This window comes from Dethiosulfatarculus sandiegensis, from assembly GCF_000931935.2.
GTDB lineage: Bacteria > Desulfobacterota > Desulfarculia > Desulfarculales > Desulfarculaceae > Dethiosulfatarculus > Dethiosulfatarculus sandiegensis.
The window spans coordinates 14,206-38,014 of the sequence record NZ_AZAC01000056.1; the positions used below are offsets into that span (position 1 = coordinate 14,206).

Sequence of the window (23,809 nt, forward strand, 5' to 3'; positions counted from 1 at the left end):
TCCTGCCGGGTGTGGTAACTCTTTATTTTTCATTGGCCGCCTGCCCTGGCCAGGTCGTCTTGTGGTGTATAGAGTTCACCGATCAATTGTTCTTCCAAATAAGAAATTTTCCAGTGGTCGCAATAAAGGCAGGTGGAATCTGTTATGGTTTCAGGCCGGTTATGAGCGGTACGCATCTTTTCGTAGCGTTCCCCCAGCCAGAGGTCTTCAATGCTCTGTTTGTTCAGGTCCCCCAAATCATCGCCCCTTTGCCAGTCATGGTTGCAAAAGGCCGCTTGGCCGTTCCAGTAAACCACGAGGTCCGTGTAAAGTTTTTGACAGGGCTTTCTGGGGATGGATTCAGGCACCTCCGGACAGTCCAGGCTGCCCAGGTGACCGTCTTTGGAATGTTCATAATAGATCCTGGTGCGGTCGGCGATATTGCGCCAATGGGCAATAAATTTATCTATGCTTTTCTGGTTGATCTCGGTTCTGGTGGCTGAAACCTGAATCTGGGTGGGGTAATTGCCCTGGTCCCGCAAATCCAAAAGTCCCATTATGTTTTCCATAACCTTTGCCAAGGGCTCACCCCGGCGCATGGCCAGGTATTCGTCAGGTTCGATGGTGTCCAGACTGAAGGAGATGAAATCTACCCCTGCATCCAAAAGCCGGGCTGCGGTTTGCCGGTCCATCAGAGAACCGTTGTTGGCCAACTGGATGGGGCCAAGTCCCTTTTGCTTGGCATAGTTTAGAAAATCCGCTGCTTCAGGATGCATCAGAGGCTCCCCCCTGAAAAAAGGAACCAGGGCCACAGGCAGGCGCTCCGCCGCCTGATCCACCAGATTCCGGAAAAGTCTTTTGGCCATAAAGCCTTTTTTGGCATCCGGCTCCAGGTGGGAAGGACACATCACACAGCGGTAGTTGCAATGGTTGGTGATTTCCAAGGTAAGCCTTTGGGGAAAGGCGGAGGGTGCGAGCATTTTTAAGCAAAGCCTTTCTGCTCCCGGTATTTTCAACTCTCCGGGTGAGCATTTTTTACCGACTTTGGAATAGCCGGATTTTCCCTGTTGTAGGCGCCGGGGGCTGAGAAGACCTCAGAGTTTATGATTTTAGGTCCAAACGGCAATAATCTGTAGCCCTTGGCGCTGGTATCCCAAGTTATATGCAAAATACGGGCCTAATTAATAGTAGGCAGAATGCGATCAGGTTTAGTTCTTTGCAATGAAGTTAACCAAGCTTTTTATAGAGTTTTTTCAAGTTAATATCTTTATTGGGATCTATCGGCGGCTTTTGTTTTGGGCAAGGCGTGATCATGTCGGCATCGACAAAAAGGCGGTTTTTTGACGGAGGCTGGTCAAAATGGCGTTTTCAGCGGGTTTGCATTTTAAAATACCGGGAAGGCTTTTTGAAAAAAATCATAAGCTGCCCGCCCTCCAAAGAGCCTAGCGGGTCATGAATATTCTCTGATGGACACACCAATAGCATAGTTTTTCGGGCCTGAATAAGGACCCGGCGTGTAGTATTGCGGGGCAAGCAAGTTGCCCAATTTATTCTACACCCTGCTAGGGGACCGGAGGTGGGGGCGGGGCGCCTTCGCTGACCTTGTAGCCCAGTTTGTTCAAGACTGCGTCCAAGAGCATTTGAGCCTCTTTAAATTCGGGATTGAGCTTAAGGGCGCGGCTCAAGTACTCGGTGGCCTTTTCCAGGGAATTCATGTCCCACAGGCAATGGGCCATATTGTAAAGCAGGTGTTCATCTTGAGGATGGAAATTTAAAGCCTTGCCAAACAGGTTGAGGGCTAGGTCGTATTTCTTTTGTTTCCGGTAGCTTATACCCAGGCGGTTGTAGACGTGGGCCAGTTCGGGATCAAGTTCCAGGGCCCTTTGGTAGAACTCTTCCGATTCGGCGAAATGACCGGAGTCAGACAAGGCGTCACCCATCTTCACCTGCATATCCGGATCTTTGGGGTTATCATCCGTGGCTTCGTGAAAATGGTCCAGGGCCTTTTTCAATTGCTTTAGCTGCAACTCCAGCTCGCCCATGTAAAAATGCAGGCTGGCGGTAACCTTCCCGGATTTTTTCATCCTTTTCGCAGCCATGACCGCACCGGCCAGCACCTTTAGCGCATCTGTTTTGCGCCCCATAATATTGTAGACGCTGGCCAGCCCCAAAAAAGCCCGCAGGCTTTTGGGGTCAAGGCGCAGTGCGCTGATAAAGGCAGTGGCCGCCGCCTCCATGTCGCCCTTTTCCTTGAGGATGCGACCCAGGCCCAACATGGCCTCTTTACTTGATTTCACCTTCAGGGCGTTTTGGTAGCTCTCCTCGGCCTGGTCCAATTTTCCAAGGCGCACGGACTTCCTGGCCTTGGTCATGTGCTGCATAAAGGTTTCTTCATCCTCGTCCACAAACTGGTCCAGCATCTGGGCCACCGTCAGCCGCACCGGCTCCATGGCCAAGGGGGTGTTTAAGAAACCGCTGGCTCCCAATTCGAGCGCTTTTTGTTCCAGGGCCTTATCCTTGCGGTCTATCATTAAAAGAACCGGCAATTCCCTGGTCTTTTCAGCCGCCCTTATCCTCTGTAAGAGCTGAAAACCGCTTTGTGGTTGCATCTTCCAGGCGCTCACCACCAGGTTTACAGGCTTGTCTTTTAATATTTTTATTGCACTTTCAACATCTTGGGCAGTCCAAGTGCGATAGAACTGGAAGTCTTCCAAGTAGGTTTTCAGGGTGTCCAGGCCGGTTGAAACCTGATCTACGAGAAGAACGCTAAGCTTTCTGTATGAGAGTTTCAATTCACGCTCCTCGAAAAAAAGCGGCAAGCAATGATCATCTGGGGCTTAAGGCCCCCCTCCGGGACAACATGGTATCATACCAAAAATTAAACCCCTGTTGCAGCCGATGGTTGCCGGTATTAAAAAATTGAAGCGCGTAACTAAAGGTGAAGAGCGGTTTCACGCTTGGCGCTGAATTCGCTCTGTGGCCGATTGTTTTGAAGCCGTTTGAAAGGTTGGAATTTTTTTAGCAAGCGAGTGTTCTTATCAGCTTGACCCAGGCTTCAGACTGTTTTATTCTATTAGGTAAATGCCAAGTTATTCCTTTGATAACAGACTGTTAACCGAACAGTCTTCCAAGCTTACCCGCTGGCGCGGCCAAAGTGCGTTCACTCTGTCGGTACTTCGAATAATCTATGCAATATGGTCAACCGTCGCAGTCGGAACCAGGAAGCCTTTTCCTGGGCCGGAGGCGTTTTTTGTCTGCAAAAGGAGTAATCCATGCGTGACATAGCCAAGTTGAACCAGCTGGCAAAATGGGACAGCCGTCCCGACCCCACCCTGAGCCTGTACCTGGCTCTGGACCAAAACCGTGAAGGCCGGCTCCAGGCCTTGTCCCAGATGATCAAGGTTAAGGAGAATAAACTGCGGGGCAATGGCTCAGCGGAAATGTGGCGTAAAATGGCCCCGGACTTAAAAGTCGCCACTCACTATGTGGAAGAATTGCCCTTGGGCCCGGACCGGGGGCTGGTATTGTTCTCCTGCCAAGAAAAGGGGCTTTTTGAAACCAGCGCCCTTCCCGTATTGGTCCCAAATCTGATGGAAATAGGTCATTCAGCCTATATAAGGCCCCTGGCGGCTCTGGTCGGAGAGTATCTGCCCACCTTGCTGGTGGTGTTGGATCTTCAAAACGCCAGGTTTTTTAAAAGCAAACTGGGTGCACTGGAAGAAATTGAAGAAAAGACAATCAGAACAGATCCGGAATCTCCGGAACCTGACGGCAATGCCGCCAGGGCGGGCAACGCCCGACTGGCCCGTAAGGCGGATGAACTCAGAAACCGCCATCTCAAGGCGGTGAACAACAGCTTGATGGAAATGGCAAAGGAATATGACCAGATAATTTTCGGCGGTAGTAAAAAAGCCGTTGAGTTTATCCACCCGTTTTTACATTCCTATGTAAAAGAAAGGTTGGCGGGCAGCTTTTCCTGCGACGCGGGCGCGAGCCTGCCCCAACTGGTTGAAGGGTTTAGCCGGGCCTTGGGCAGGGCCAAAAAAGAGCGGCAGGAAAAAATGCTGGCCGAATTAAAGGAAATGCAGGGGCCCCAGGGAATGGTGGCCTCGGGGTTGAACCAGGTGTTGGCAGTCTTGCATGAGGGCAGGGTGCAGACTCTTTTCGTGGCCAAGGGGCTCCGAAGACCGGGCGGGGCCTGCGGGGGCTGCGGCCGCCTGCGCCATGTGGCCGGAGAATGCCCCTTGTGCGGGGGGGAGATGACCTCTGTTGACGATGTGGTTAATCTCGCCGTCGCCAGGGCCATTGAATCCGGGGCCGCTCTGGAAGAGGTTGACAATGACCCCATCTTGGAGAGCCTGGGAGGAATAGCGGCCCGCCTGCGCTATAGCTGATCAAATTAACCCTTGATACCGGTCTGCTCAGCCATTCTTGGCCCTGGCCGGTCACCTGCCCACTGGAGCCTGTTTCCGGTGGGCAGGTTGTTTTTTGGCCAGGCCGGTTGCTTATTTTATCTTGCCAGGGAAAAAATACCCATTTTAAGGCCGTGTAGAATAAGGTGTTCGAGTTGATATCCGGGCCAGGAAGTTTTTAACTGTTTCTGTATTTCTGTAAAGCTCAGGCCGTCAGGGGCTTGGCCTATTATTTCAAGTAAATACTGTAAGTATTTGTTGTCCAGCACCTGGGCCAGGTCGGGGTGGGGTGATTTGTGCCATTTGCCCATGGCAAATGGCCGGGCCAGGGGGCCGACGACTATTGGCTGCTGTTGAGGCAGGGTCTTGCCGGTAAAGTGACCGAACAATTCTCCCTGTCCTGCTCCCAACACGTTGCCAGGTATGGGGTTGAGTTTGATATCCTGGGCCTGGCGAAAAAGCTCCTGCCAGACATCTTCCATTTTTTTGACCACAACTCGCCAGTCAAACTCTTTAATTACTCTTTTCCTGCCGTTTTCTCCCAATTGCCGGCAAAGGTCCGGAGATTTTGCCAGGAGAGTGATTTTTTCCAACAGGTCGTCTAAATCAAGGGCAGTGCGGGCGGCAGACTGGAGAGATGCGATATGCTCGGCCTGAATGGGCCAGACCGCATCCAGGGGGCCGTAGTCCGAAGGTCCGATGGTTGGTATGAGAAAGCCTGTTTCGCCGGGGACGATCAGATCCCGGTACCCACTGAAGTCACTGGCTAAAACAGGAACTTCCGAGGCCATGGCCTCCAACAGAGTCAGGCCAAAGGTTTCTTGAAAATTATCTGCCGGGCTGATGAATATGTTTGATGCACTGTATAGGCTTGGCTTGACGGCCGAGTCAAAATTTTCATAAAGAAATAACCGGTTTCCTATCCCCATCTCATGGGCCGTCTGTTTAAGCTCCTTGGCATAGGGCCCCTTGGCCGCTCCCGCCAACACTAAAAAAAGGTTAAAGCGTTCCGCTAAAAGAGATATTGCCCCTAAGATCGGCATGAGGTCGTATTTATCCGAAGGGGTGAGACGCCCCAGACACAGAATCCCCAATCCCTCGGCAGGCAGGCCAAGAATTTTTCTGGCCTGGGCCATGTCTTGCTCCCCAAAATCAGAAGCCCTTACACCAAGGGGAGTAATTTTAAGTTGGCCGTTATAGCCCGCTTGCTTAAGGCCAAGGTCTGAGAGGTTTTCAGAAGAGGCTTTGAAACAGAGCTCGAGGTATTTTTGGGCTGCCCGGCTGGTGCACATGACAGCATCACATTTTTGAACGCCGGGCAGGACTTTATACAAATTCCTGACCTGAGTTGACCAGTAGTTCAGGGTGTGGGGCGTGCAGGTCACCGGGAAAGGTTTTTTTGCCCAGCGGTTGCGCAAGTGGCAAAGCTCCGGGAAGTATCGATCCAATTCCGCTGCATGCAAGGCAGTGAAATCAACCCGTTCCAGAGCGCCGGGCAAGGCCTGGGCATGCAGGAGAACCAACCTGTCCTTTAAGTGGGGCAAGTCCAGCCATTTCCCATAACCGTCTTGAAAAGGCTTTAAGGCCCGGGCAAAAGGCAGGAAAAAAAACAGTTTACGGGCCGAACTGTATTCCAGAAGGGCCGCGGTCAGGCCATAATTGGCCACTTTGCGCCCCAAACGCTGGTCAGGGTCTGCCAACTCATCAAAAGCGTTAATAAAACCAAGTGCATTCATTATCTGAAACCTCCTGAGCGGCGGTTTTTACGTTTAGTTGGTTTTTACAACTAAGTGGTCATACTTTTTACCGAATGCGCATCGGATAAAAATATGAATTGCTGAAAAATCCTATTCAGGAAATTTTTCAACACACTGGAAAGATGAAGATCTGTCTCGGCGTTGGTTAACATTTAGTAGTTAGTTTTTCCAATAAACGAGAGATAGAGATGTTATTTTGCATTTTAAAGCTAATGATAAACCCTTGGTGAGCCGTCGGGCCAGGCCTCAGACAAAAACAGAACCTGAGAAAGTAAAAACAATCCCCAAAACCAGAGCGGTTATAATCATGCAGGCTGCGGCAATGGGCATGGACATATCTCCGGCTGATTGCAGGCCCACCAGAACCAAATAGGCGTGTATACAAAAGGCGAGCCCCAGGTAAACCGCAGCAGCCTTTTCAGGCAGAAAAATAGCTAAAAAAGCAGTAATCCAAACGGCTCCCGCATAGGCGTAAACCCTCAGAGCCGCTGCAAGAGTCCAAGGGCTCTTGGCAATGATCCTGGCTACGGCGTAGAGTGTCAGGGCGGTGATGAGGTGTCCTGAAAAAAAGGTGAGAATTAATATCAATCCGGCTTTAGCGCCCTGGTTGCCCGGTAAAAACAGGCTTACTGCCACCGGGACCAAATGGGTTAATAGTAGAAATACAAGCGGTGGAAAAATAATCAGCACCCGGGGGAAGGATGCAAAATATTTTCTTGGGTTGCAAAGGGCGGCCAGGGCAACCGGAAAGAAACTCTGCGGTCTATGCCAGTTGAAATCCACAAAATCTAATCCAGGCTTCATTTCCACTCCGTTATAAAACAATGGCCTCGTTCATTGCTTGGTTGGCAGGGAATTTTTTTCATGCTATTTTAAAGCCAATGAGTCAGGTTCACAAAAGTAATTTGGGGGTAAAGTATATGCGCAGCCAGCTAGGTATTGCCATAGCAGTATGTTGTTTGGCTGTGTTTTTGCTTTGGAAACCTGTTTTTGCAGCTGAGGTGCAAACCCTCGAGCGCTATGGACCGCCTTTTGTGGAATACCCGGCTGATTCCCAACGCCGCTTTCCGGTGCATGACACCAGCCGGATTCTGGTTCGCGAGGTTTTTCAAGGCTTTGACGATGTAACCCGCCTATCGGACACCATCATTTTAGATGAGAGCTGGGAAGAATGGCTGCGCTTTCAACGTGAAGCACGGACCAGTATCCCGCTTCTTGCCCTTAAACGCCTGTTGGTTGGCGCTGCCCGTTATGAGTATGCCGGTACCTATGGGGAAAAATTTACCAACACCATCAGGATTATTGAGAACGATCCCATCAATCTGGGTTTTTTGTTAAAAAGCGCAAACCCCATAGACCGTAAGGTGGACAGCGTCCGTACAAAGCGCGATGCCATGGAATATGAGCAGTCGTTTAACCCCTTTAACTGGATCATGGAGGGGCAGGGCCTGCTCTCCGGAAGGCCTTGGAACTGGGCCAACTTCATACCCCGCCTTTTGACCATCGCCGGGCTGATTGTCTTTGGGCTTCTGCTGACCGAATTTTTGCATTTGATTTATCGCCTGGGTGTGAAAATGATGGGACGCAATGCCTTAAGGCGACGTTAATTTGTTTTACAGTCGGTTTTTTAGCGCATTCCCTTACCGGCGGATGTAAACCATCTATATAATAATTTGTTATTAGATTGAATTCAGTCTTTATCTCATCCTTACTACCCGTTAAAGAGGACCAAAGCGGCAAGCCGTCGGCATCCCCGGGAAATCACCTCTATTTCCCAAGAGATTACCTGTCTTGACAAGGCATTTACTTCGGCATATCATGCTAGTCTTTGCTGTGCAAAAGCCCCGGCAATTAAGCCTTGGGGCCCAGATCAAGGCTTCCCAGCGAGTACAAAGAGACCCATGAATCCGGCCCTTCTCAGATCCGCTGAGGCGTCAAGCCCCTTAGACGCCTATGACTACCAGTTGCCCCCAGAGCTGATAGCCCAGCATCCGGCTCCCCGCCGGGTGCAGGCCAGGCTGATGGTTTTGGCAGAAGGGCAAGCTGCGCCTGTTCATAAAAGGGCTTATAACCTTTTGGAATGGTTAAGAAAAGACGACTTGCTGGTGATAAATAACACCAGTGTTGTCCCGGCCAGGCTAAGGGGCAGAAAACCCACCGGCGGCAAAGTGGAAGTCTTTTTACTGAGTCCCGCTCATCCTTTGGATGTAATGGATGACGGTTCCGAGGTGCATGAGACCCTGATAAAGACTCATCGCAGGCTGGCCAAGGGAGCCAGAATCAACCTTGATCCAGAGGAAAACCTCTGGGCGGAAGTGGTTGAGGTCTCTGACCGGGGCAAGGCCCTGGTAAAGTTCCCGGGATCCGCTTTGTCCCTGGCCTCCGACCTGGGGGAGGTGCCCTTGCCTCCCTACATTAAAAGGCCCGACGGACCTCTGGCTGAGGACAAACAGCGCTACCAAACGGTTTATGCCCACAAACAAGGGGCTGTAGCTGCTCCCACCGCAGGCCTTCATCTCAGCAAAGAACTCATGGCCGCCTTGTTGAAACGCGGGGTAAGGGTGGCTCCGGTAACCCTGCATGTGGGATACGGCACCTTTGCCGAGCCTTCTGCCGAGGATCTGGCCAGCGGCAAGCTTCATTCCGAATGGGTGGAGATCAGCTGCGAGACAGCTCGCGCAGTGGAAGAGACCCGTCAAAAGGGAGGCAGGGTAATCTGTGTCGGCACAACCAGCTTGCGGGCAGTGGAATGGCGGGGAACAGAACAGGGCCTGGTCGAGCCCGGGGCCGGATGGTGCGATATTTTGATAGACGAGAGCTCCGCTATTAAAGTGGCGGACGGCATCTTAACCAACTTTCACCTGCCGCGCACCACGCTATTGATGTTGGTCGCGGCCATGGCCGGGCGGGAAAGAATACTGGCGGCCTATGCCGAGGCTATAAGAATGAAATACCGATTTTATAGCTTTGGCGACGCCATGTTGATAATATAGCTATGGCAAAATTGGATTTTGATATCCTCGCCCAGAGCGGCCGGGCCAGAAGAGGCCGGCTCACGACCAGAAAGGGCGTGGTCGAGACCCCCACCTTCATGCCGGTAGGCACGGTGGGATCGGTAAAAAGCCTGACACCTGGTGAGGTTAGCGACCTGGGGGCAGGCATTATTTTGGGCAACACCTACCATCTTCTTCTAAGGCCCGGTGTGGACCTGGTGGCGGAGATGGGAGGGCTGCACCGCTTTATGGGCGGTTGGACCGGTTCCATACTTACCGACAGCGGCGGCTTTCAGGTTTTCAGCCTGGCTTCCCGCCGGGTGGTGACAGAAGAGGGGGTTAGTTTTCGCTCCCATTTGGACGGCGCCCTTATGGAGCTTACTCCGGAGAAGGCCATGGACGCCCAGACCCTCCTGGGCAGCGATATTTTGATGGCCCTGGATGAATGCCCGCCGCCGGATGCGGACCGTGAATATGCGGAAAAGGCCCTTTTAAGGGATGCCCGCTGGGCAAAAAGGGCAAAAAGCGCTCTTCGCCCCGAAAGCGGGGCGCTTTTTGGTATAGTACAGGGCGGAATGTACAAGGATTTGAGGGCGCAAAGCGCTGAGCTTATCTGCGAACTGGACCTGCCGGGTCATTCCCTGGGCGGTTTAAGCGTGGGCGAGCCCAAGGAAACCATGCTTGAGGTTATAGACGCCACCCAGCCTTTGATGCCCCGGAAAAAGCCCCTTTACCTTATGGGTGTGGGCGCGCCGGAGGATCTGATCAACTGTGTGGGCCTGGGTGTGGATATGTTTGATTGCGTTCTGCCCACCCGCATGGCCAGAACCGGCACCATGCTGACCAAGGACGGACGTCTGAATTTGAGAAACGCCCGTTTTGCCAGGGACAGCCGCCCAATTGAGGAAGATTGCGGCTGCCCTGCCTGCAGGAATTACAGCCGGGCTTATCTGCGCCACCTGTTTGCGGCGCGGGAGCTTTTGGCTTATCGCTTGGGCACGTTGCATAACTTATATTTTACCTTGAACTTGATGGCCCGGATCAGACAGGCCATTGAAAACGATAATTACGCCGCTTTTGCCCGTGAAGCCCTGGATCGCCTGTCCAGGGGAGAACACAGGGCGGCGGCCGACGACCAGTAAGGGAGGACACCATGATTGATCTTTTGTTCCCTGCCAGCGCATGGGCTGAAGGCGGAGGCGCACCAGGCGGTTTAGGCGGACTTTTGAGCGGGCCTTTGCCCATGCTCATTATCATGTTCGCTATTTTTTATTTTCTGCTCATCAGGCCTCAGCAGAAAAAGGCCAAGGCTCATAAAGAGATGCTGGCCAATCTGCACAAAGGGGACCAGATCATTACCAGTGGCGGCATCTATGGCCGCATCACCGGTCTGACCGACGCCTTTGTGGTGGTTGAGATCGCCCCCCAGGTGCGGATCAAGGTTAGCCGTGGCGCAGTCAGTGGCATCGGCACACCCCAGGATCAGGCCCAGGCGGCCAACGACAAGAAAAAGAGGTAGTCTTTTTCTTCCAAAGGTGTAACCATCCCGCCGTTTCCCCGCTTAGGGGCAAACGGCGGCAAAACGTGTATGGCATCGGCTAAGGAGCTGACCTTGTCCAAAAACCTCACAATCAAGACTGTGCTGGTGGCGTTGGTGATCATAGCCGCACTGGTCTGTCTGGTTCCCACCCTGGGGGGTAAGATCCCCACTTGGGCGGAGAGCATCCTGCCCACTGAAAAGATTCATCTGGGCCTGGACCTGCAAGGCGGCATGCATCTTGTCCTGGAAGTAGACGTGGAAAAGGCTGTGGCCGCTCAGGTGGAGCGCAACAGCCAAGACCTGCGCAGGGAGATGCAGGAAGAGAGAATTCGCGCCACCCGGCCTGAAGCCGGTAAAGGCAATACCATAACCCTGACCCTTCTTTCCACCAAGGACCAGGGTAAATTTGATGATCTGATCAAGACTCAATTCTCTGACTATACATTGGGCACAGCGACTTCCGCAGAAGAAGGCAAGGTGACCTACACCCTGACCCTGATTCCCAAAGCCGTAGCCCATATTGAAGAAATGGCGGCCCTCCAGGCCCTGGAGAAGATCAGGAACAGGGTGGACGAGTTCGGCGTGGCCGAACCCGAGATCATGCCTCAGGCTGATGGCCGCATCATGATTCAGCTCCCGGGCATCAAGGATCCCCAAAGGGCCGTGGCCCTGATCGGCAAGACCGCCCAGCTTACCTTCAAGCTGGTGGATGATGCCTTGAGCAGCGGCAACCCCACCAAGGCCACCCTGCCCCCGGGCACGGAACTCAACTACGAGTATCGTAAGGACCGGGCCTCCGGCAGAGTCTCCAAGACTCCCATCGTCCTCCGCAAAAGGGCCCTTATGACCGGTGACACCATCACCGACGCCAAGGTGAGAACTGACAGCCAGTTCGGAACCCCTTATGTTTCGGTCTCTTTTGACTCCAGAGGCGCAAGGCAGTTTGCGGACCTGACCAGCAGGAATATCAAAAAGCGTCTGGCGATCGTGCTTGACGGCAAGGTGCAGTCCGCTCCGGTTATCCAAGACGCCATCACCGGCGGCCAGGCCGTGATTACCGGCCAATTCACCATGGCCGAGGCCAAGGACCTGGCGGTGGTTTTGCGCTCAGGCGCCTTACCCGCACCGGTGCGCATCCTGGAAGAAAGAACCGTGGGACCCAGCCTGGGCCAGGACTCTATTAACCAGGGGCTTTTGTCCATGGTGGTCGGTTTCGGGTTGGTGATAGTCTTTGTGATTGTCTACTACCAAATCTCCGGTCTGGTAGCCAATGTAGCCCTTATTCTGAACGTGTTTTTGATCGGGGCCGCTTTGGCAGCCTTCCAGGCCTCGCTCACCCTGCCCGGCATCGCAGGCATCATCCTGACGATCGGTATGGCGGTGGACGCCAATGTGCTTATCTTTGAGCGCATCCGGGAGGAGCTGAGGCTGGGCAAGACCCCGGCTGCGGCTATTGAGGCTGGTTACGGCAAGGCTACGCTTACGATTTTAGACGCCAACGTAACCACCCTGATCGCCGCTGTGGTTCTGTTCCAGTTCGGCACCGGCCCCATCAGGGGATTTGCAGTTACTTTGTCCATAGGCATCCTCAGTTCGTTGTTTACGGCTATTGTCGTCACCAAGTTGATCTTTGAGATCGCCTTGTCCAAGTTCAGCTTTAAAAAGCTGAGCATTTAACTGGTACCAGGAAGGCTCGGGAAGTCTTATGGAAATTATCAAACCAGGTATAAATATTGATTTCGTAGGTAGGCGAAAACTGGCTTTCGGCCTCTCCGGTCTGCTTTTGTTGGTGACCATCGTCAGCTTTTTAATGCACGGCGGCCTCAACTTGGGTATCGACTTCGCTGGCGGTATCTTGGTGCAGGTGCAGTTTGAAAAACCCACCGGACCGGAAGAGATCAAAAAAATTCTTACTCCCCTGGGCATGGGCGACTCTTTAGTGCAGAGGTTCGGTCAGGAGGACAAGAACGAATATTTGATCAGGGCCGAGCAGCAGGATCTTAAACTCCAAGGCCTGGCCGACCGGGTCCGTGAGGCCCTGTCCAAAAAATACGGCAAGGGTTTTGAGGTGCGCAGGGTCGATATGGTTGGCCCGAAAGTCGGAGCCGACCTTAGACAAAAGGCCCTGATGGCCATTTTCTTCTCCCTTTTGTTTATTGCGGTTTATATCTCCGGCCGTTTTGAGGCCAAGTGGGGCATAGCCGCCGTAATGGCTGCGGTTCTGATCGGAGCCACCCTGTTTGTGCAGACCTTTGTGGCTTCAGGCGGGGTTGTGGCACTGATTATCACCGCCCTGGTCGTTACCGTGGGGGCCTGCTGGTTTTTGCGTCTGCGTTACGCCTTGGGCGCCATTGTGGCTTTGATTCACGATGTGTTGATTACAGTGGGCGTCTTTAGCCTTATGGACAAGGAGTTCACCCTGGCCACGGTGGCCGCGCTCCTGACCATCATCGGCTATTCGTTAAACGACACAATTATCGTTTACGACCGTATCAGGGAAAACCTGAAAAAAACAGGCAATAAGCTCTTGTCGGGGGTGATCAACGACTCGGTGAACCAAACCTTGAGCCGCACCATCCTGACCTCCACCACCACTTTGGTGGTCTTGATCTCCCTTTTTGTGCTCGGCGGTGGAGTTATAGAGGACTTTGCCTTTGCCCTGTTGGTTGGTGTAATCATCGGCACCTATTCCTCGGTTTTCGTGGCCAGCCCGGTGTTGCTGCTTTTGCCCGAGGGCAGGGCGGCAAAAATGCCTGAGGCAAACAAGGCCGTCAAGGCGAATAACGGCGAACCTGCTCCGGCGGCAACAGCCAACACAGCCAGCAAAGCGGCCTTGAGCCGCAAGCGCTCCAAGAAAAAGGCGTCGGCAAGGCGCAAAAGAAGGTAAACACGGCTTCGGAGTTCCCCGTTTTTTTATGAAAGGGGAGGTAATTAGCCGTAAAAAGTAGGTTATCTGTCAGAGCCATTTGGCGAAATAATTTTCGCCAAATGGCCTTTGACATGGGCCTTTGTCAAAGTTATTCTCCAATCAAGACCTTGTCCGGGAAATGCCTTCGAGACAAAAGCCAAGGCCTTGTCCTGCGTTTTAAGACGTTTTTTAAGGCTTCCTTTTTTATGACCTGGTCGGGTCGACACCTTAGTCTGAGCAAAGACAAGGTGGACCTCAACCTGCTATAATGTGACGCCTGACCCCGATAACCGCTTTTTGAGGACGGTTTTTTGCCGGGGCAGATGGCGAAATAGGCTGATTTTTGTTTGCAGCTCCCTTTAGCCGATTGAATTTGCTGAAGAAAATGGCAGTCTATCACTTCGGCGGGGGATACAAGGGGAATGAGGGATAGTTGCCATGGGTCGGATCATTGCCATAGCAAACCAAAAGGGCGGAGTGGGTAAAACCACCACCGCAGTCAATTTGGCCGCCAGCCTGGCAGTTGCCGGTCAAAAGGTGTTGGTGGTTGATTGCGACCCCCAGGGTAATGCCACCAGCGGATTGGGCCTGTCCATTTCAGGTGAAGAACCGACCCTGTACAAGGTGCTTATCGACGAGGTGGACGCCGCAGATGCCCTGTTGTCCACAGACCTGGAAAACCTCATGCTCATGGGTTCTGATGTGAACCTTTTCGGCGCTGAGGTGGAGCTGGCCAGCGAGCTTAACCGGGAAAGAATTCTTGCGACAAAACTCAAAGACCTTGAGCAGGAATTTGATTATATATTCCTGGATTGCCCTCCCTCCCTGGGCCTTTTGACCCTAAACGCACTTACTGCCTGTCATAGGGTTCTGATTCCCCTGCAATGCGAATATTATGCCTTGGAAGGGCTGACTCAGCTCCTGCACACCATATCCCGGGTGCGAAAAAGTCTTAACCCATATATGGGCCTGGAGGGAATAGCACTGACCATGTTTGACCGGCGCAACAATCTTTCCTCCCAAGTGGCCGACGATGTTCGCAAGCATTTCGGTGATCTGGTTTACAGAACAGTCATTCCCAGAAATGTCAGGCTCTCAGAGGCCCCGAGCTACGGCCAACCCGCCCTGCTTTATGATAACAAAAGCACCGGGGCTCAAAGTTATCTGGCCTTGGCCAAGGAGATGATGGCCGGCCGTTCCAGAAGGCCAAAGGCGGGAGAGGCTGCATGACACAGGACGAAAAAAAAACCATCAAGAAAAAAGGAAAAGCATTGGGTCGCGGACTGGCAGCCCTTTTGGGTGATGACGAAACTTTATTGGAAAATGGGCAGCCTGATAAACCCAAACCAGGAGAAAAGGTTCTGGAACTTCCCCTGGAAAGCTTGGAACCCAACCCCTATCAGCCCCGCCGCAGCTATAACACCGATGCCTTAAGGAGTCTGGCCGATTCAATCAAAGAGTACGGCCTTTTGCAGCCTCTGGTTGTTCGCCCGGTTGAAAACGGTTATCAGCTCATAGCAGGCGAACGCCGCATGCGCGCCTGTCAGCTCGCCGGTATAACCATGGCCCCTGTGGTGATCCGACAGGCCACTGATGAACAGGCTCTTTTGCTGGCGTTGTTGGAAAACCTCCAGCGCGAAGACTTAAATCCCCTCGAAGAGGCCCGGGCCTATCAGAGACTGGCATCGGAATTTTCCCTGAACCAGGAGGAGATCGCCCAAGGTGTGGGCAAAGACCGCACCACGGTTACAAATGCCCTCAGGCTGTTGAAATTGCCCCGCACCATTCAAGACGATTTGGCCGGGGGACATTTAAGCGCAGGCCACGCCCGCACCCTGTTGGCTTTGACCAGTGAAGCTCAAATGCGACAAGTGCGCGATATGATAATAAAAAAAGGGTTAAGTGTCCGCGCCACGGAGCAGCTGGTCAAGACTATGAATCAAAAGCCCAAGGAACCCTCCCCTCCCACCGAGGCTGAAACTTATATCAAGAGCCTTTCCGAGGAGCTTTCCACATCTCTGGGCACAAAGGTGCAGATCCAGCGCAAAGGAAAAAAGGGGCGTATTGTACTGGAATTTTATTCTGATCAGGATTTGGAGCGATTGCTCGATAACCTGCGCTGATTGCTTGAAAGGCCTTAAAAAGGGGGGAGTAAGCATTTAGGGCGCAATAAGCCGGGGGGCTTTCCCCGGCTGTTTTTTTGGTGAAAAAGATGCATTTACTTATAGATGGATACAACCTCATTCACGCCTCGGGCGAACTGTTAATGGCTTATGACAGGGGGGCCGGCGAAGAGGCCCTCGCCTCGGCCCTTAATCTGTACCGGAAAAAACGCTCCCACCGCATAACCATTATTTTAGACGGCGGCGAAGACCCGGAAGGCTCCAAGGCTTCTTTAAAGGGTATCCCGGTGATTTACAGTGGGGCCAGGGAATCGGCGGATGACGTTATCGCCCGCCTATGCAGCCACCAGGGTCCCGGGGCTACGGTTATAACCGATGATAGGGAGCTGAAAGGGCGCTGTCGGGTCCATGGCTCTTTGGTAATGGGGTCCCATGAATTTTCCCGCCGACTTTTGGAGGCGGCCATGGATATGGTGCCCATGGATTTAGATGATGATGATCAGGGCTGGGATTTCACCACCAGAAAAAAAGGGCCCTCTCGTAGAGAGCCCAAGTCCAAGCGGCTGAAAAATAAACGTTTTAATAAAATTTAAATTTAATTTTTCCTGAAATTAATGGGGTGTTCCTGTCCGGCCTTTAATCTGGCGATATTGTCCTTGTGCCGCCAGGCCATTAAAAAGGCCATGACAATGGAGGCTAGAATAAGGCTTATGGATTCGCCGGCCAAAGCCAGCATTACCGGCGCGCTGAAGGCTCCGGCCAGGGAACCTACAGACATATATTCATAACGTAATAACGCCCAGATCAGCATGGCCAATATACCGGCCAGAGCCAGGGGGGAATAACCCAGGTAAACACCCAGGGCCGTGGCCACGCCTTTACCTCCTTTAAAGCGCAGATAAAGGGGCCATATGTGGCCGGTAAAGGCGGCCACTCCAACCAAGGCGGCCTGCCATTCGGGCAGATATTGAAAAGCTGCGTAAGTGGGCAAAAAACCTTTACATATATCTAAAATAAGAGTAGCCACTCCGGCGGGTTTGCCTGCCTGGCGAGCGACATTTGTGGCTCCTATATTGCCTGATCCGCCTTCGCGCGGGTCGGGATTACCCGAAGCCCGGCAAATGACAAGTCCAAAGGGAATGGATCCCAAAAGATAAGCAGCGATGAATAATGTAAAGAATAAGAGCATATTAATCCATTCTCTTGGGTAGATTATCCCTGTCTTACCTTTTTATGACCCATGATACAAGGCCCCTTTGTGGGTTGACTGGTAAAAAACACTTGCCCCGGCCTTAAGCTCTATCTCTTGAACACAGGCTCCGGGGGGTGTATTCTCGGAATTGAAAGGAAATATGAATTGCGCATTAGTGTTATAGACGGACAAGGCGGCGGCATAGGGGCCCTGGTCATCAAGCGCTTTAAAGAGGAGTTTGGTGAAGCCCATGAAATTCTGGCCTTGGGCACCAACGCCATAGCCACCACCCAGATGATGAAGGCCGGGGCAAACAAAGGCGCCACCGGAGAAAGCGCCATTGTTGCCACAACTGCCAGATCCCACGTTATAATAGGCCCGGTGGGGATTGTGCTGGCAGGCTCCATGATGGGTGAGGTGACAGGTGAGATCGCCGTGGCGATTGCTTCTTCTGATGCGCGCAAGTTTCTCTTGCCTCTTACGCAGGAGAATGTTGAGATAGTGGGGGTTAAACACGAGCCTTTGCCTCACTTGGTTGATCAGATAATCAAGGGGGGCCTTAAGGAGTATTTGAAAAATGTGTGAAGCTACAGCATATATTGCAAAGAGTGACGGATCAGAGGAACTTCTTTTGGAAGATGTGGACATCATTGAGCCCCAGGATGACGGCCAGATTCGCCTGGTCTCCATTTACGGGGAGCAGAAGATGATCAATGCAGGCATCAAGTCCATGTCGCTGGTTAACCACCGGGTGGTCTTTGCCTCTGCCTAGGAGCTGTTTCGCCGGTTCCTGGATTGGGGAGTCCCCTGAAAAATAAAGTTTTAGGGGCGAAAGGCACACTCATGCACCTCTGGCGGGGTTACTGCATACCCCGAGGCTGCTTAAGCTGAGACGGGCGCGAAATAATTTTTGGTTCCGCGCTTGGGGAGGAAGTGTGTGGCGCAAAAACAGGCTATAGAAGATCTGCTTGAATCCCTGCACTGGTTGGGACACGACTGTTTCCGTCTGGATACCAACCAGGGTGCGATTTATTTTGACCCCTTTGAACTGGGCGAGGGGCCTCAGGCCTGCCTGGTTTTGGCCAGTCACGATCACTTTGACCATTGCGTGGCTGAAGATGTGGCCAAAATTAAAGGTCCCGATACTGTGATAGTCACGGAAAAAGACTGCGCCGCCAAGCTGGAAGGCGATGTGCGGGTGGTTTCTCCGGGAGACAAGCTGGAGGTCAACGGTATTGGGGTCAAGGCTGTTCCGGCCTACAATACTGATAAGGATTTCCATCCCAAAGGCAATAAATGGTTGGGATTTGTGGTCACGGTAAACGGGGTGAGCATATATCACGCCGGTGATACGGACCATATTCCCGAGATGACCGATCTTAAGCCTGATATTGCCCTGTTGCCTGTATCCGGCACCTATGTAATGACCGCCGATCAGGCGGCCGAGGCCGCCAGGGCCATTAAGCCCGGCCTGGCCATACCCATGCACTATGGCGCCATAGTGGGGGACGCATCGGATGCCGAGAGGTTTGCCCAGCTCCTGGAAGGGGATGTGCCGGTCAGGATTCTGCAAAAAGGCTGAGAATAAAAAGCTTAATTGAAATCAAGACAAGGCCGTTGCCCCTGGTGTGGGAAACGGCCTTGTTTTTTAAGAGTCGGGAATAAAAATGCCTTCCCTCCCTTTACTTGATGAATCAAGGCACTTTGATGTGCTTTGTCTTGGTTTGAATGCCTGTGACCATCTTTGCCTGATTGATGCCTATCCCGAACCGGGGCACAAGCAGCGTATATCCCGTAGGGTGACCTCCGGTGGTGGCCAGTGTGCGACCGCCGCCTGTTGCCTGGCCCGTCTGGGACACAGGGTCTGTTACGGCGGGGTCTGCGGCCAGGACGAAGCCGGAGACAAGGCAGGACCCTGGCTGGAAGAATTTGGCGTGGCTCATTTGGGGCTTAAACAGAAAAGCGGTTCAGGAAGTCAACAGGCCTGGATCATGGTCAGGGCTCATGATGGAGAAAGGACTATTTTTTGGGAAAGGGACGAGTCCTTGTGTCTTTGGCCCGAGGATCTGGATCCCGACCTCATCGGTTCTTGCCGGGTCCTGCATTTGGATGGTCATTTCCTGGAGGCCAGCCTGGCTGCCGCTGAAATAGCCAAAAAAAATGGGGTGCTGGTTAGCCTGGATGGAGAAAGGGTTTATCCGGGCACTGAAAAACTGGTGAGCCTTTGTGATGTAGTGGTGGGGGAGAGATCTTTTCCCTCCCGCCTGACCGGGGAAAAGGACCCGGACAAAGCTTTGGCTATCCTTTCCGAAATGGGCCCTGCCTGGGTGGGGCGAACCATGGGGCATGAGGGAGCTGTGCTCTTGGCTCAAGGCAGGCAATACCACCAGGAAGTATTTAAGGTTAAGGCTGTGGACACCACCGGAGCGGGGGATATCTTTCATGCCGGTCTGATCCATGGAATCTTGCAGGGAGAAAAACCCGAACAGGCCCTGGAAACCGCCTCGGCAGTGGCTGCGATCAGCGTAACCGAGCTGGGAGGCAGGAGCGCTTTGCCGGATCAGGCCGAGTTGGGACTCTTTTTGGAAAATCATTCCTCATGATTTGGGTGCTGCCTGCCTTGGGAGCCGCCTTTTTCATGGCCGCGGCAGACGGGCTGACCAAGCGCTATTTTTCTGATTTGCCCCTTTCCCAGGTAGTGATGGTCCGCTTAAGCGGGTTGGCCGTATCCGGGCTGGTGATCCTTTTTCTTATTCCCTGGCCGGAGCTTGATTCCTGGTTTTTTTGGGGCGTGGCGGCGGCCATACCCGCAGAGGTGGCGGCAAATTTTCTCTACATTCGGGCGCTTCAGGTTTCGCCTTTGTCTCTGACCATGCCTTTTACTGCCTTCACCCCGGCCTTTTCCCTGTTCACCGGAATTATTATTCTGGGAGAAGCCCCTTCCTGGCAGGGCTTTTTGGGTATGGGCCTTTTGGTGGCCGGGGCTTATGTACTTAATTTGCATCAATTCAGGCAGGGCTGGCTGGCCCCTTTCAAGGCGGTGACTACGGAAACCGGCTCCTGGATGATGTTGTTGGTGAGCTTTTTATATGCCTATACCTCTGTCATGGGCAGAGGCATGGTGCTGCATTCCAGCCCCTGGTTTGTGGCAGGTCTTTATCCCGTGATTCTCTTTGGTTGTGTGAGTACAGGGTTGGCAGTCAAGGGCGAGCTTGACTTCAACTGGACCAGACGCACCGGCCCGGCTCTTTTGGTTGCCCTTTGCATGGCCGCCATGGCTGTTTGCCATTTTCAGGCGGTGGCTATGGTCCAGGCGGCTTATATGATCGCCGTAAAGAGATTGAGCATTTTGTTTGCCATGGCCTATGGCGCCTTGGTCCTGAGGGAAGCCAAACCTCTCCAGCATCTCACTGCGGGAGCAGTAATCATTTTTGGGGCTGTGATAATTGTGGCATGGGGATAATTTACCCCTAAAAATCTGCGATTTTTGGGGACCCCGGAAGAGCACCCCTAAAAATCTGCGATTTTTGGGGACCCCGGAAGAGCACCCCTAAAAATCTGCGATTTTTGGGGACCCCGGAAGAGCACCCTTAAAATACTGCGCATTTTGGGGACCCCGGAAGAAATACCCTGTAGATCAAGGATGTTGGGTGGACGGGAGAGTGCCCCCATTTGATAGTTCTTGAAGGGGCCCGGCGAGTCTTTTAAAAGGCGTTGGGGCTTTTTAGGGGGCAATCTGGGGGGACATGGCGGCTTAGCCGGGGGCGGATGTGTGTAGAGGCAAGTTTTCAAACACGGGTGTTGCTTTTGTCCGGCTCTGATGGAATGCTTGGGTGCCTGGTTTGTGATCTTTTCTTTGAATGGGAAAAGTTCTTTTAAACCTTGTTTTTCTTGCCGTCCAGCACCTCGCGTATGGTTCTGAGCAGTATGGAACTTTTATAAGGTTTTTCAATGTAACCGGCTGCGCCTGCGGCGCTGATATCCTTTGAGTCAAGGTCGCGCAGATAGCCGCTGGTTATGATCACTTTGGCTTCGGGGCTGATTTTAAGGATTTCCTGCAGGCACTTGTCGCCTCCCATGCCCGGCATGTTGAGATCCATGACCACAAGGTCTATGGTCGCTTCTTGCTTTTTGTATAGGGCCAGGGCCTCATCCCCGCTGCCTGCGGTGATGATCTGGTAGCCTTGGGTTTTTAACAAACGGGCGGTTATCTCAAGCAGGGCTTGTTCGTCATCGACCACTAATATGGTTTCATCGCCCCTTGTGGAGGCCTCGCACCTCTGTTTCTGTATTTTTCCCTTGATTTTTCCGCCTTTCAGGGGGGGAGATAAATTTTGAAGCTGGCGCCTTGTTCGGGGCGGCTGTAACAGGTGATATGGCCGCCATGGACCTTGATAATGCCAAAAACCGTGGCCAGGCCCAGGCCTGTGCCTTTTCCTATCGATTTGGTGGTGTACAAGGGCTCAAAGATGTGCTCCCGGGTCTCCGGGTCCATTCCCTGGCCGGTGTCTGAGACGGTTAGCCGTACGTAATCTCCCGGCGTCAGGTCCAGATAGGTGCGGGAATATTCTCCCTTAAGGACCACGTTTTTGGTTTGGATGGTCAGCTTGCCGCCCCCCGGCATGGCGTCCTTGGCATTGGTGGCCAGGTTAAGCAGCACCTGGCCAAGCTGGTTGGCATCGCCGTTTACCAGGTTCAGGCTCGGGTCAAGATGAAGCTCCACCGAGATCATTCTGGGGATGGTGCGCTCCACCAGAGCGATCATTTCCTTGATTACTATATTCAGGTTCAAGGGCGTTAATTGAGGTTCGTTTTTGCGGCTGAAGGCCAGTATCTGTTTGATCAATTCCTGGGCCCGATCAGTAAAGGTGATTATCTGTTCAAGCTCCCTGGGGCAGGTTTGGCCTTTTCGGACAGAGGCCAGGGCCAGTTCTGAAGAGCCCAGGATTCCGGCCAGAATATTGTTAAAATCGTGGGCGATTCCTCCGGCCAAGGCGCCGAGGGCTTCCAGCTTCTGAGCCTGGGATAATTGGGCTTCCAAAAGCCTTTTTTCTTCTTCTTCCTTGAGCCTCAGACTGATGTCCCTACCCACAAACACCAGGTATTCCCTGTCCGCGAACTCCACCAGCTTGGCTGTGAATTCTATGGGGATGCGCGAGCTGTCCCGGGAAAGGAAGTGGCAAACACCTTCAATCTTGTGATCCACAGCCTGCCTGGCTTTATCCGGAAAATGCTTAAGGGAAAACGGCGATTCAAAATCGATAAGATCGGGCAATTCTTCAGTAATAAGCCGGGCCTTGGTCTTGCCCAAAAGAAAGGCCGCCGCCTGGTTTACATCCACCGCCTTGGTGGTGTCGGCATCTATCAGGATGATGGCGTCGTTGCTTTGATCCAGCAGGGCGCGGAAGCGTTCCAGTTCGTTTAACCTTACCCTGAGTTCGGGATAATAACTTTTCCTGAGAGATTTTTCACCGAGTCCGATGAGTTGCTGTAGAACGTCCTTATGTTTGTTTTGCTTATCAAAGGGCATGTTGGAAGATTGCCACAAGATCTGCATGTTGGGCTTGCCTGGGGTTGGTAACCAGACATACATCTGCGTAAGCCATCTCCGCCAAGGTGCTTAGATTTTTGGGGCCCACCCCCAATTGACTCAAGGTTCGGGTGACCCCGCATTGCTTACGTAAATTTTTTAGCCGGGCCAGGAGGGATTCCAATAATTCATTGTCAGACATGCCTGTTAGCTCAACTCCCAAGGCGCGCGCCACCTGAGCATAGCGTGACCGGGCTTTAGGAAAGTTGTATTCAACCACATGCTCAAGCAAGATGGCGTTGCATTCGCCATGGGGCAGGTCTAAAAAGCCGCCCAGACTGTGGGCCATGGCATGCACCGCGCCCAGGATCGCGTTGGAAAAGGCCAAGCCCGCTTCAAGGCTTGCCAGCATCATCTTGGCTCGCAGCATCTTGTCTTTGGGCTTAGCCACGGTTTGGGCCAAATATTTAGAAACCAGCCTTATGGCTTCAAGGGCATGCAAATCGGTTATGGGGGAATTGGCCGTGGAAACATAGGCCTCCACCGCATGGGTCAGGGCGTCGAGGCCGGTGCAGGCAGTGAGATAGGGGTCTTTGGTGGTGGTGGTCAGGGGGTCTATCAGGGCCACATCAGGAACCACCGCCTTGCTGACGATTGCTATTTTCACTTCCTTTTGCGGGTTGGCGATGATGCAGAACTGGGAGACATCGGCTGAGCTTCCTGCCGTGGTTGGCAGGCAGATCAAAGGCGGTATGGGCGCCCCCACCTTGTCCGCTCCTTCATAATCCAGGATGTGTCCGCCATTGGCCGCCACAATGCCTACACCCTTGGCCAAATCCATGGGGCTGCCCCCGCCCACGGCCACAATGGCGTCGCAGCCGGTTTGCTTGAACAGCTCCGTACCGGCCATCACCTCCTTGGTGCGGGGATTTGGGCTCACATCTGTAAAGAGAACCAGGGGCAGACCGGCTTGTTCAAGGCTCTCGGCAACCAAATCGGTCCAACCTGCCTTGGCCACTCCTTCATCAGAAACCAAAAGGACCTTGCCTGCGCCAAGGTTGGTGGCGTATTGCCCTGCCAGTTGCAGCGCACCTGCCCCGTAAACAAACTCCGGGGCTACGAATTTCCTCATCGCCAATATGTTGGATTCGAGCATGCCACGCCTTGATCGCCACTCAATACACCTGTTGCATGTACACCATGGCAGGGATAAGTGAAGTGACCAGATGGTTATAGGGTAATTTTACTGAACCGGTCCATCTGGAGCAAGCGTTTCCCTGATCAGGGATGCGGACCTTGCGGTTAGTGAATCAAGCTTGTCTAATGACATGGCGCCCTGCCGGAGGATTACTTATCCATGAACCGAACCGGTTGG

General features: G+C 52.9%; 23 protein-coding genes. 15 read left to right on the forward strand and 8 right to left on the reverse strand.

Going from position 1 to position 23,809, the window contains the following annotated elements; translation table 11 throughout:
* Positions 1-29 precede the first annotated feature (29 nt).
* Together X474_RS21120 and X474_RS21125 are read right to left on the reverse strand one after the other, a co-directional pair.
* Positions 30-959: a radical SAM/SPASM domain-containing protein gene (locus tag X474_RS21120; RefSeq protein ID WP_044352140.1), complete on the reverse strand. Its 930-nt coding sequence runs from the start codon at positions 957-959 to the stop codon at positions 30-32.
* A gap of 582 nt (positions 960-1,541) precedes the next feature.
* Positions 1,542-2,771: a tetratricopeptide repeat protein gene (locus X474_RS21125; protein WP_044351839.1), complete on the reverse strand. Its 1,230-nt coding sequence runs from the start codon at positions 2,769-2,771 to the stop codon at positions 1,542-1,544.
* Positions 2,772-3,251: 480 nt separating this feature from the next.
* Between X474_RS21125 and X474_RS21130 the strand changes: the two genes are divergently transcribed.
* Positions 3,252-4,373, forward strand: coding sequence for a baeRF10 domain-containing protein (locus X474_RS21130; protein WP_044351840.1), 1,122 nt, complete (start codon positions 3,252-3,254; stop codon positions 4,371-4,373).
* A 116-nt stretch (positions 4,374-4,489) separates the two neighbouring features.
* Here the strand turns inward: X474_RS21130 and X474_RS21135 are convergent, their stop codons facing one another.
* The gene (locus X474_RS21135) at positions 4,490-6,127 is read right to left on the reverse strand and encodes a glycosyltransferase family 4 protein (RefSeq protein ID WP_044351841.1); all 1,638 of its coding nucleotides are present in this window, start codon (positions 6,125-6,127) and stop codon (positions 4,490-4,492) included.
* Positions 6,128-6,394: 267 nt separating this feature from the next.
* Positions 6,395-6,952 carry a hypothetical protein gene (locus tag X474_RS21140; protein ID WP_044351843.1) on the reverse strand — a complete coding sequence of 186 codons (558 nt, stop codon included), beginning with the start codon at positions 6,950-6,952 and terminating at the stop codon, positions 6,395-6,397.
* Between the two features lie 116 nt (positions 6,953-7,068).
* Between X474_RS21140 and X474_RS21145 the strand changes: the two genes are divergently transcribed.
* The 9 genes from X474_RS21145 to X474_RS21190 all read left to right on the forward strand — a co-directional run bounded on the left by X474_RS21145 (position 7,069) and on the right by X474_RS21190 (position 16,305).
* A complete protein-coding gene (locus tag X474_RS21145) occupies positions 7,069-7,755 on the forward strand; it encodes a hypothetical protein (protein ID WP_156360874.1) in 687 nt (228 codons plus the stop codon).
* Positions 7,756-8,049: 294 nt separating this feature from the next.
* Positions 8,050-9,141 (forward strand): tRNA preQ1(34) S-adenosylmethionine ribosyltransferase-isomerase QueA, encoded by a 1,092-nt coding sequence (gene queA, locus X474_RS21150; RefSeq protein WP_044351845.1) that lies wholly within the window; start codon positions 8,050-8,052, stop codon positions 9,139-9,141.
* 2 nt (positions 9,142-9,143) lie between these two features.
* Positions 9,144-10,283 carry a tRNA guanosine(34) transglycosylase Tgt gene (tgt, locus tag X474_RS21155; RefSeq protein ID WP_044351846.1) on the forward strand — a complete coding sequence of 380 codons (1,140 nt, stop codon included), beginning with the start codon at positions 9,144-9,146 and terminating at the stop codon, positions 10,281-10,283.
* Between the two features lie 11 nt (positions 10,284-10,294).
* On the forward strand, positions 10,295-10,660 hold the full coding sequence (gene yajC / locus X474_RS21160) for a preprotein translocase subunit YajC (RefSeq protein ID WP_044351848.1): 366 nt from the start codon (positions 10,295-10,297) through the stop codon (positions 10,658-10,660).
* Positions 10,661-10,753: 93 nt separating this feature from the next.
* On the forward strand, positions 10,754-12,358 hold the full coding sequence (gene secD, locus X474_RS21165) for a protein translocase subunit SecD (RefSeq protein WP_197282220.1): 1,605 nt from the start codon (positions 10,754-10,756) through the stop codon (positions 12,356-12,358).
* A 28-nt stretch (positions 12,359-12,386) separates the two neighbouring features.
* Positions 12,387-13,568 (forward strand): protein translocase subunit SecF, encoded by a 1,182-nt coding sequence (gene secF / locus X474_RS21170; RefSeq protein WP_044351851.1) that lies wholly within the window; start codon positions 12,387-12,389, stop codon positions 13,566-13,568.
* Positions 13,569-14,027: 459 nt separating this feature from the next.
* Positions 14,028-14,819 carry a ParA family protein gene (locus tag X474_RS21180; protein ID WP_044351854.1) on the forward strand — a complete coding sequence of 264 codons (792 nt, stop codon included), beginning with the start codon at positions 14,028-14,030 and terminating at the stop codon, positions 14,817-14,819.
* A complete protein-coding gene (locus X474_RS21185) occupies positions 14,816-15,712 on the forward strand; it encodes a ParB/RepB/Spo0J family partition protein (protein ID WP_156360875.1) in 897 nt (298 codons plus the stop codon). The genes X474_RS21180 and X474_RS21185 overlap by 4 nt, the downstream gene beginning before the upstream one ends.
* 89 nt (positions 15,713-15,801) lie before the next feature.
* Positions 15,802-16,305, forward strand: coding sequence for an NYN domain-containing protein (locus tag X474_RS21190; protein ID WP_156360876.1), 504 nt, complete (start codon positions 15,802-15,804; stop codon positions 16,303-16,305).
* Between the two features lie 2 nt (positions 16,306-16,307).
* On the opposite strand, the gene plsY is transcribed toward X474_RS21190, so the two are convergent.
* Entirely contained in the window at positions 16,308-16,901 is a 594-nt protein-coding gene (gene plsY / locus X474_RS21195; protein WP_044351857.1) for a glycerol-3-phosphate 1-O-acyltransferase PlsY, read from the reverse strand.
* A 168-nt stretch (positions 16,902-17,069) separates the two neighbouring features.
* On the opposite strand from plsY, the gene X474_RS21200 reads away from it, so the two are divergent.
* The 5 genes from X474_RS21200 (at position 17,070) to X474_RS21220 (ending at position 20,367) form a co-directional block, all read left to right on the forward strand.
* Entirely contained in the window at positions 17,070-17,489 is a 420-nt protein-coding gene (locus X474_RS21200; RefSeq protein WP_044351858.1) for a DUF3842 family protein, read from the forward strand.
* Positions 17,482-17,676, forward strand: coding sequence for a CooT family nickel-binding protein (locus X474_RS21205; protein ID WP_044351860.1), 195 nt, complete (start codon positions 17,482-17,484; stop codon positions 17,674-17,676). Before X474_RS21200 ends, X474_RS21205 begins: the two co-directional genes overlap by 8 nt.
* Positions 17,677-17,841: 165 nt before the next feature.
* A complete protein-coding gene (locus X474_RS21210) occupies positions 17,842-18,486 on the forward strand; it encodes an MBL fold metallo-hydrolase (RefSeq protein ID WP_044351861.1) in 645 nt (214 codons plus the stop codon).
* A gap of 85 nt (positions 18,487-18,571) precedes the next feature.
* On the forward strand, positions 18,572-19,507 hold the full coding sequence (locus X474_RS21215; RefSeq protein ID WP_052515482.1) for a carbohydrate kinase family protein: 936 nt from the start codon (positions 18,572-18,574) through the stop codon (positions 19,505-19,507).
* Complete coding sequence (locus tag X474_RS21220; protein WP_044351862.1) at positions 19,504-20,367, forward strand: DMT family transporter; 864 nt, start codon at positions 19,504-19,506, stop codon at positions 20,365-20,367. The genes X474_RS21215 and X474_RS21220 overlap by 4 nt, the downstream gene beginning before the upstream one ends.
* Before the next feature lie 412 nt (positions 20,368-20,779).
* Here X474_RS21220 and X474_RS21225 read toward each other — a convergent pair whose 3' ends face one another.
* From X474_RS21225 to ercA, 3 genes are all read right to left on the reverse strand, one after another.
* A complete protein-coding gene (locus tag X474_RS21225; protein ID WP_052515483.1) occupies positions 20,780-21,145 on the reverse strand; it encodes a response regulator in 366 nt (121 codons plus the stop codon).
* A 74-nt stretch (positions 21,146-21,219) separates the two neighbouring features.
* Complete coding sequence (locus tag X474_RS21230) at positions 21,220-22,461, reverse strand: two-component system sensor histidine kinase NtrB (protein ID WP_052515484.1); 1,242 nt, start codon at positions 22,459-22,461, stop codon at positions 21,220-21,222.
* Entirely contained in the window at positions 22,424-23,590 is a 1,167-nt protein-coding gene (ercA, locus tag X474_RS21235; RefSeq protein ID WP_044351864.1) for an alcohol dehydrogenase-like regulatory protein ErcA, read from the reverse strand. The genes X474_RS21230 and ercA overlap by 38 nt, the downstream gene beginning before the upstream one ends.
* Positions 23,591-23,809 lie beyond the last annotated feature (219 nt).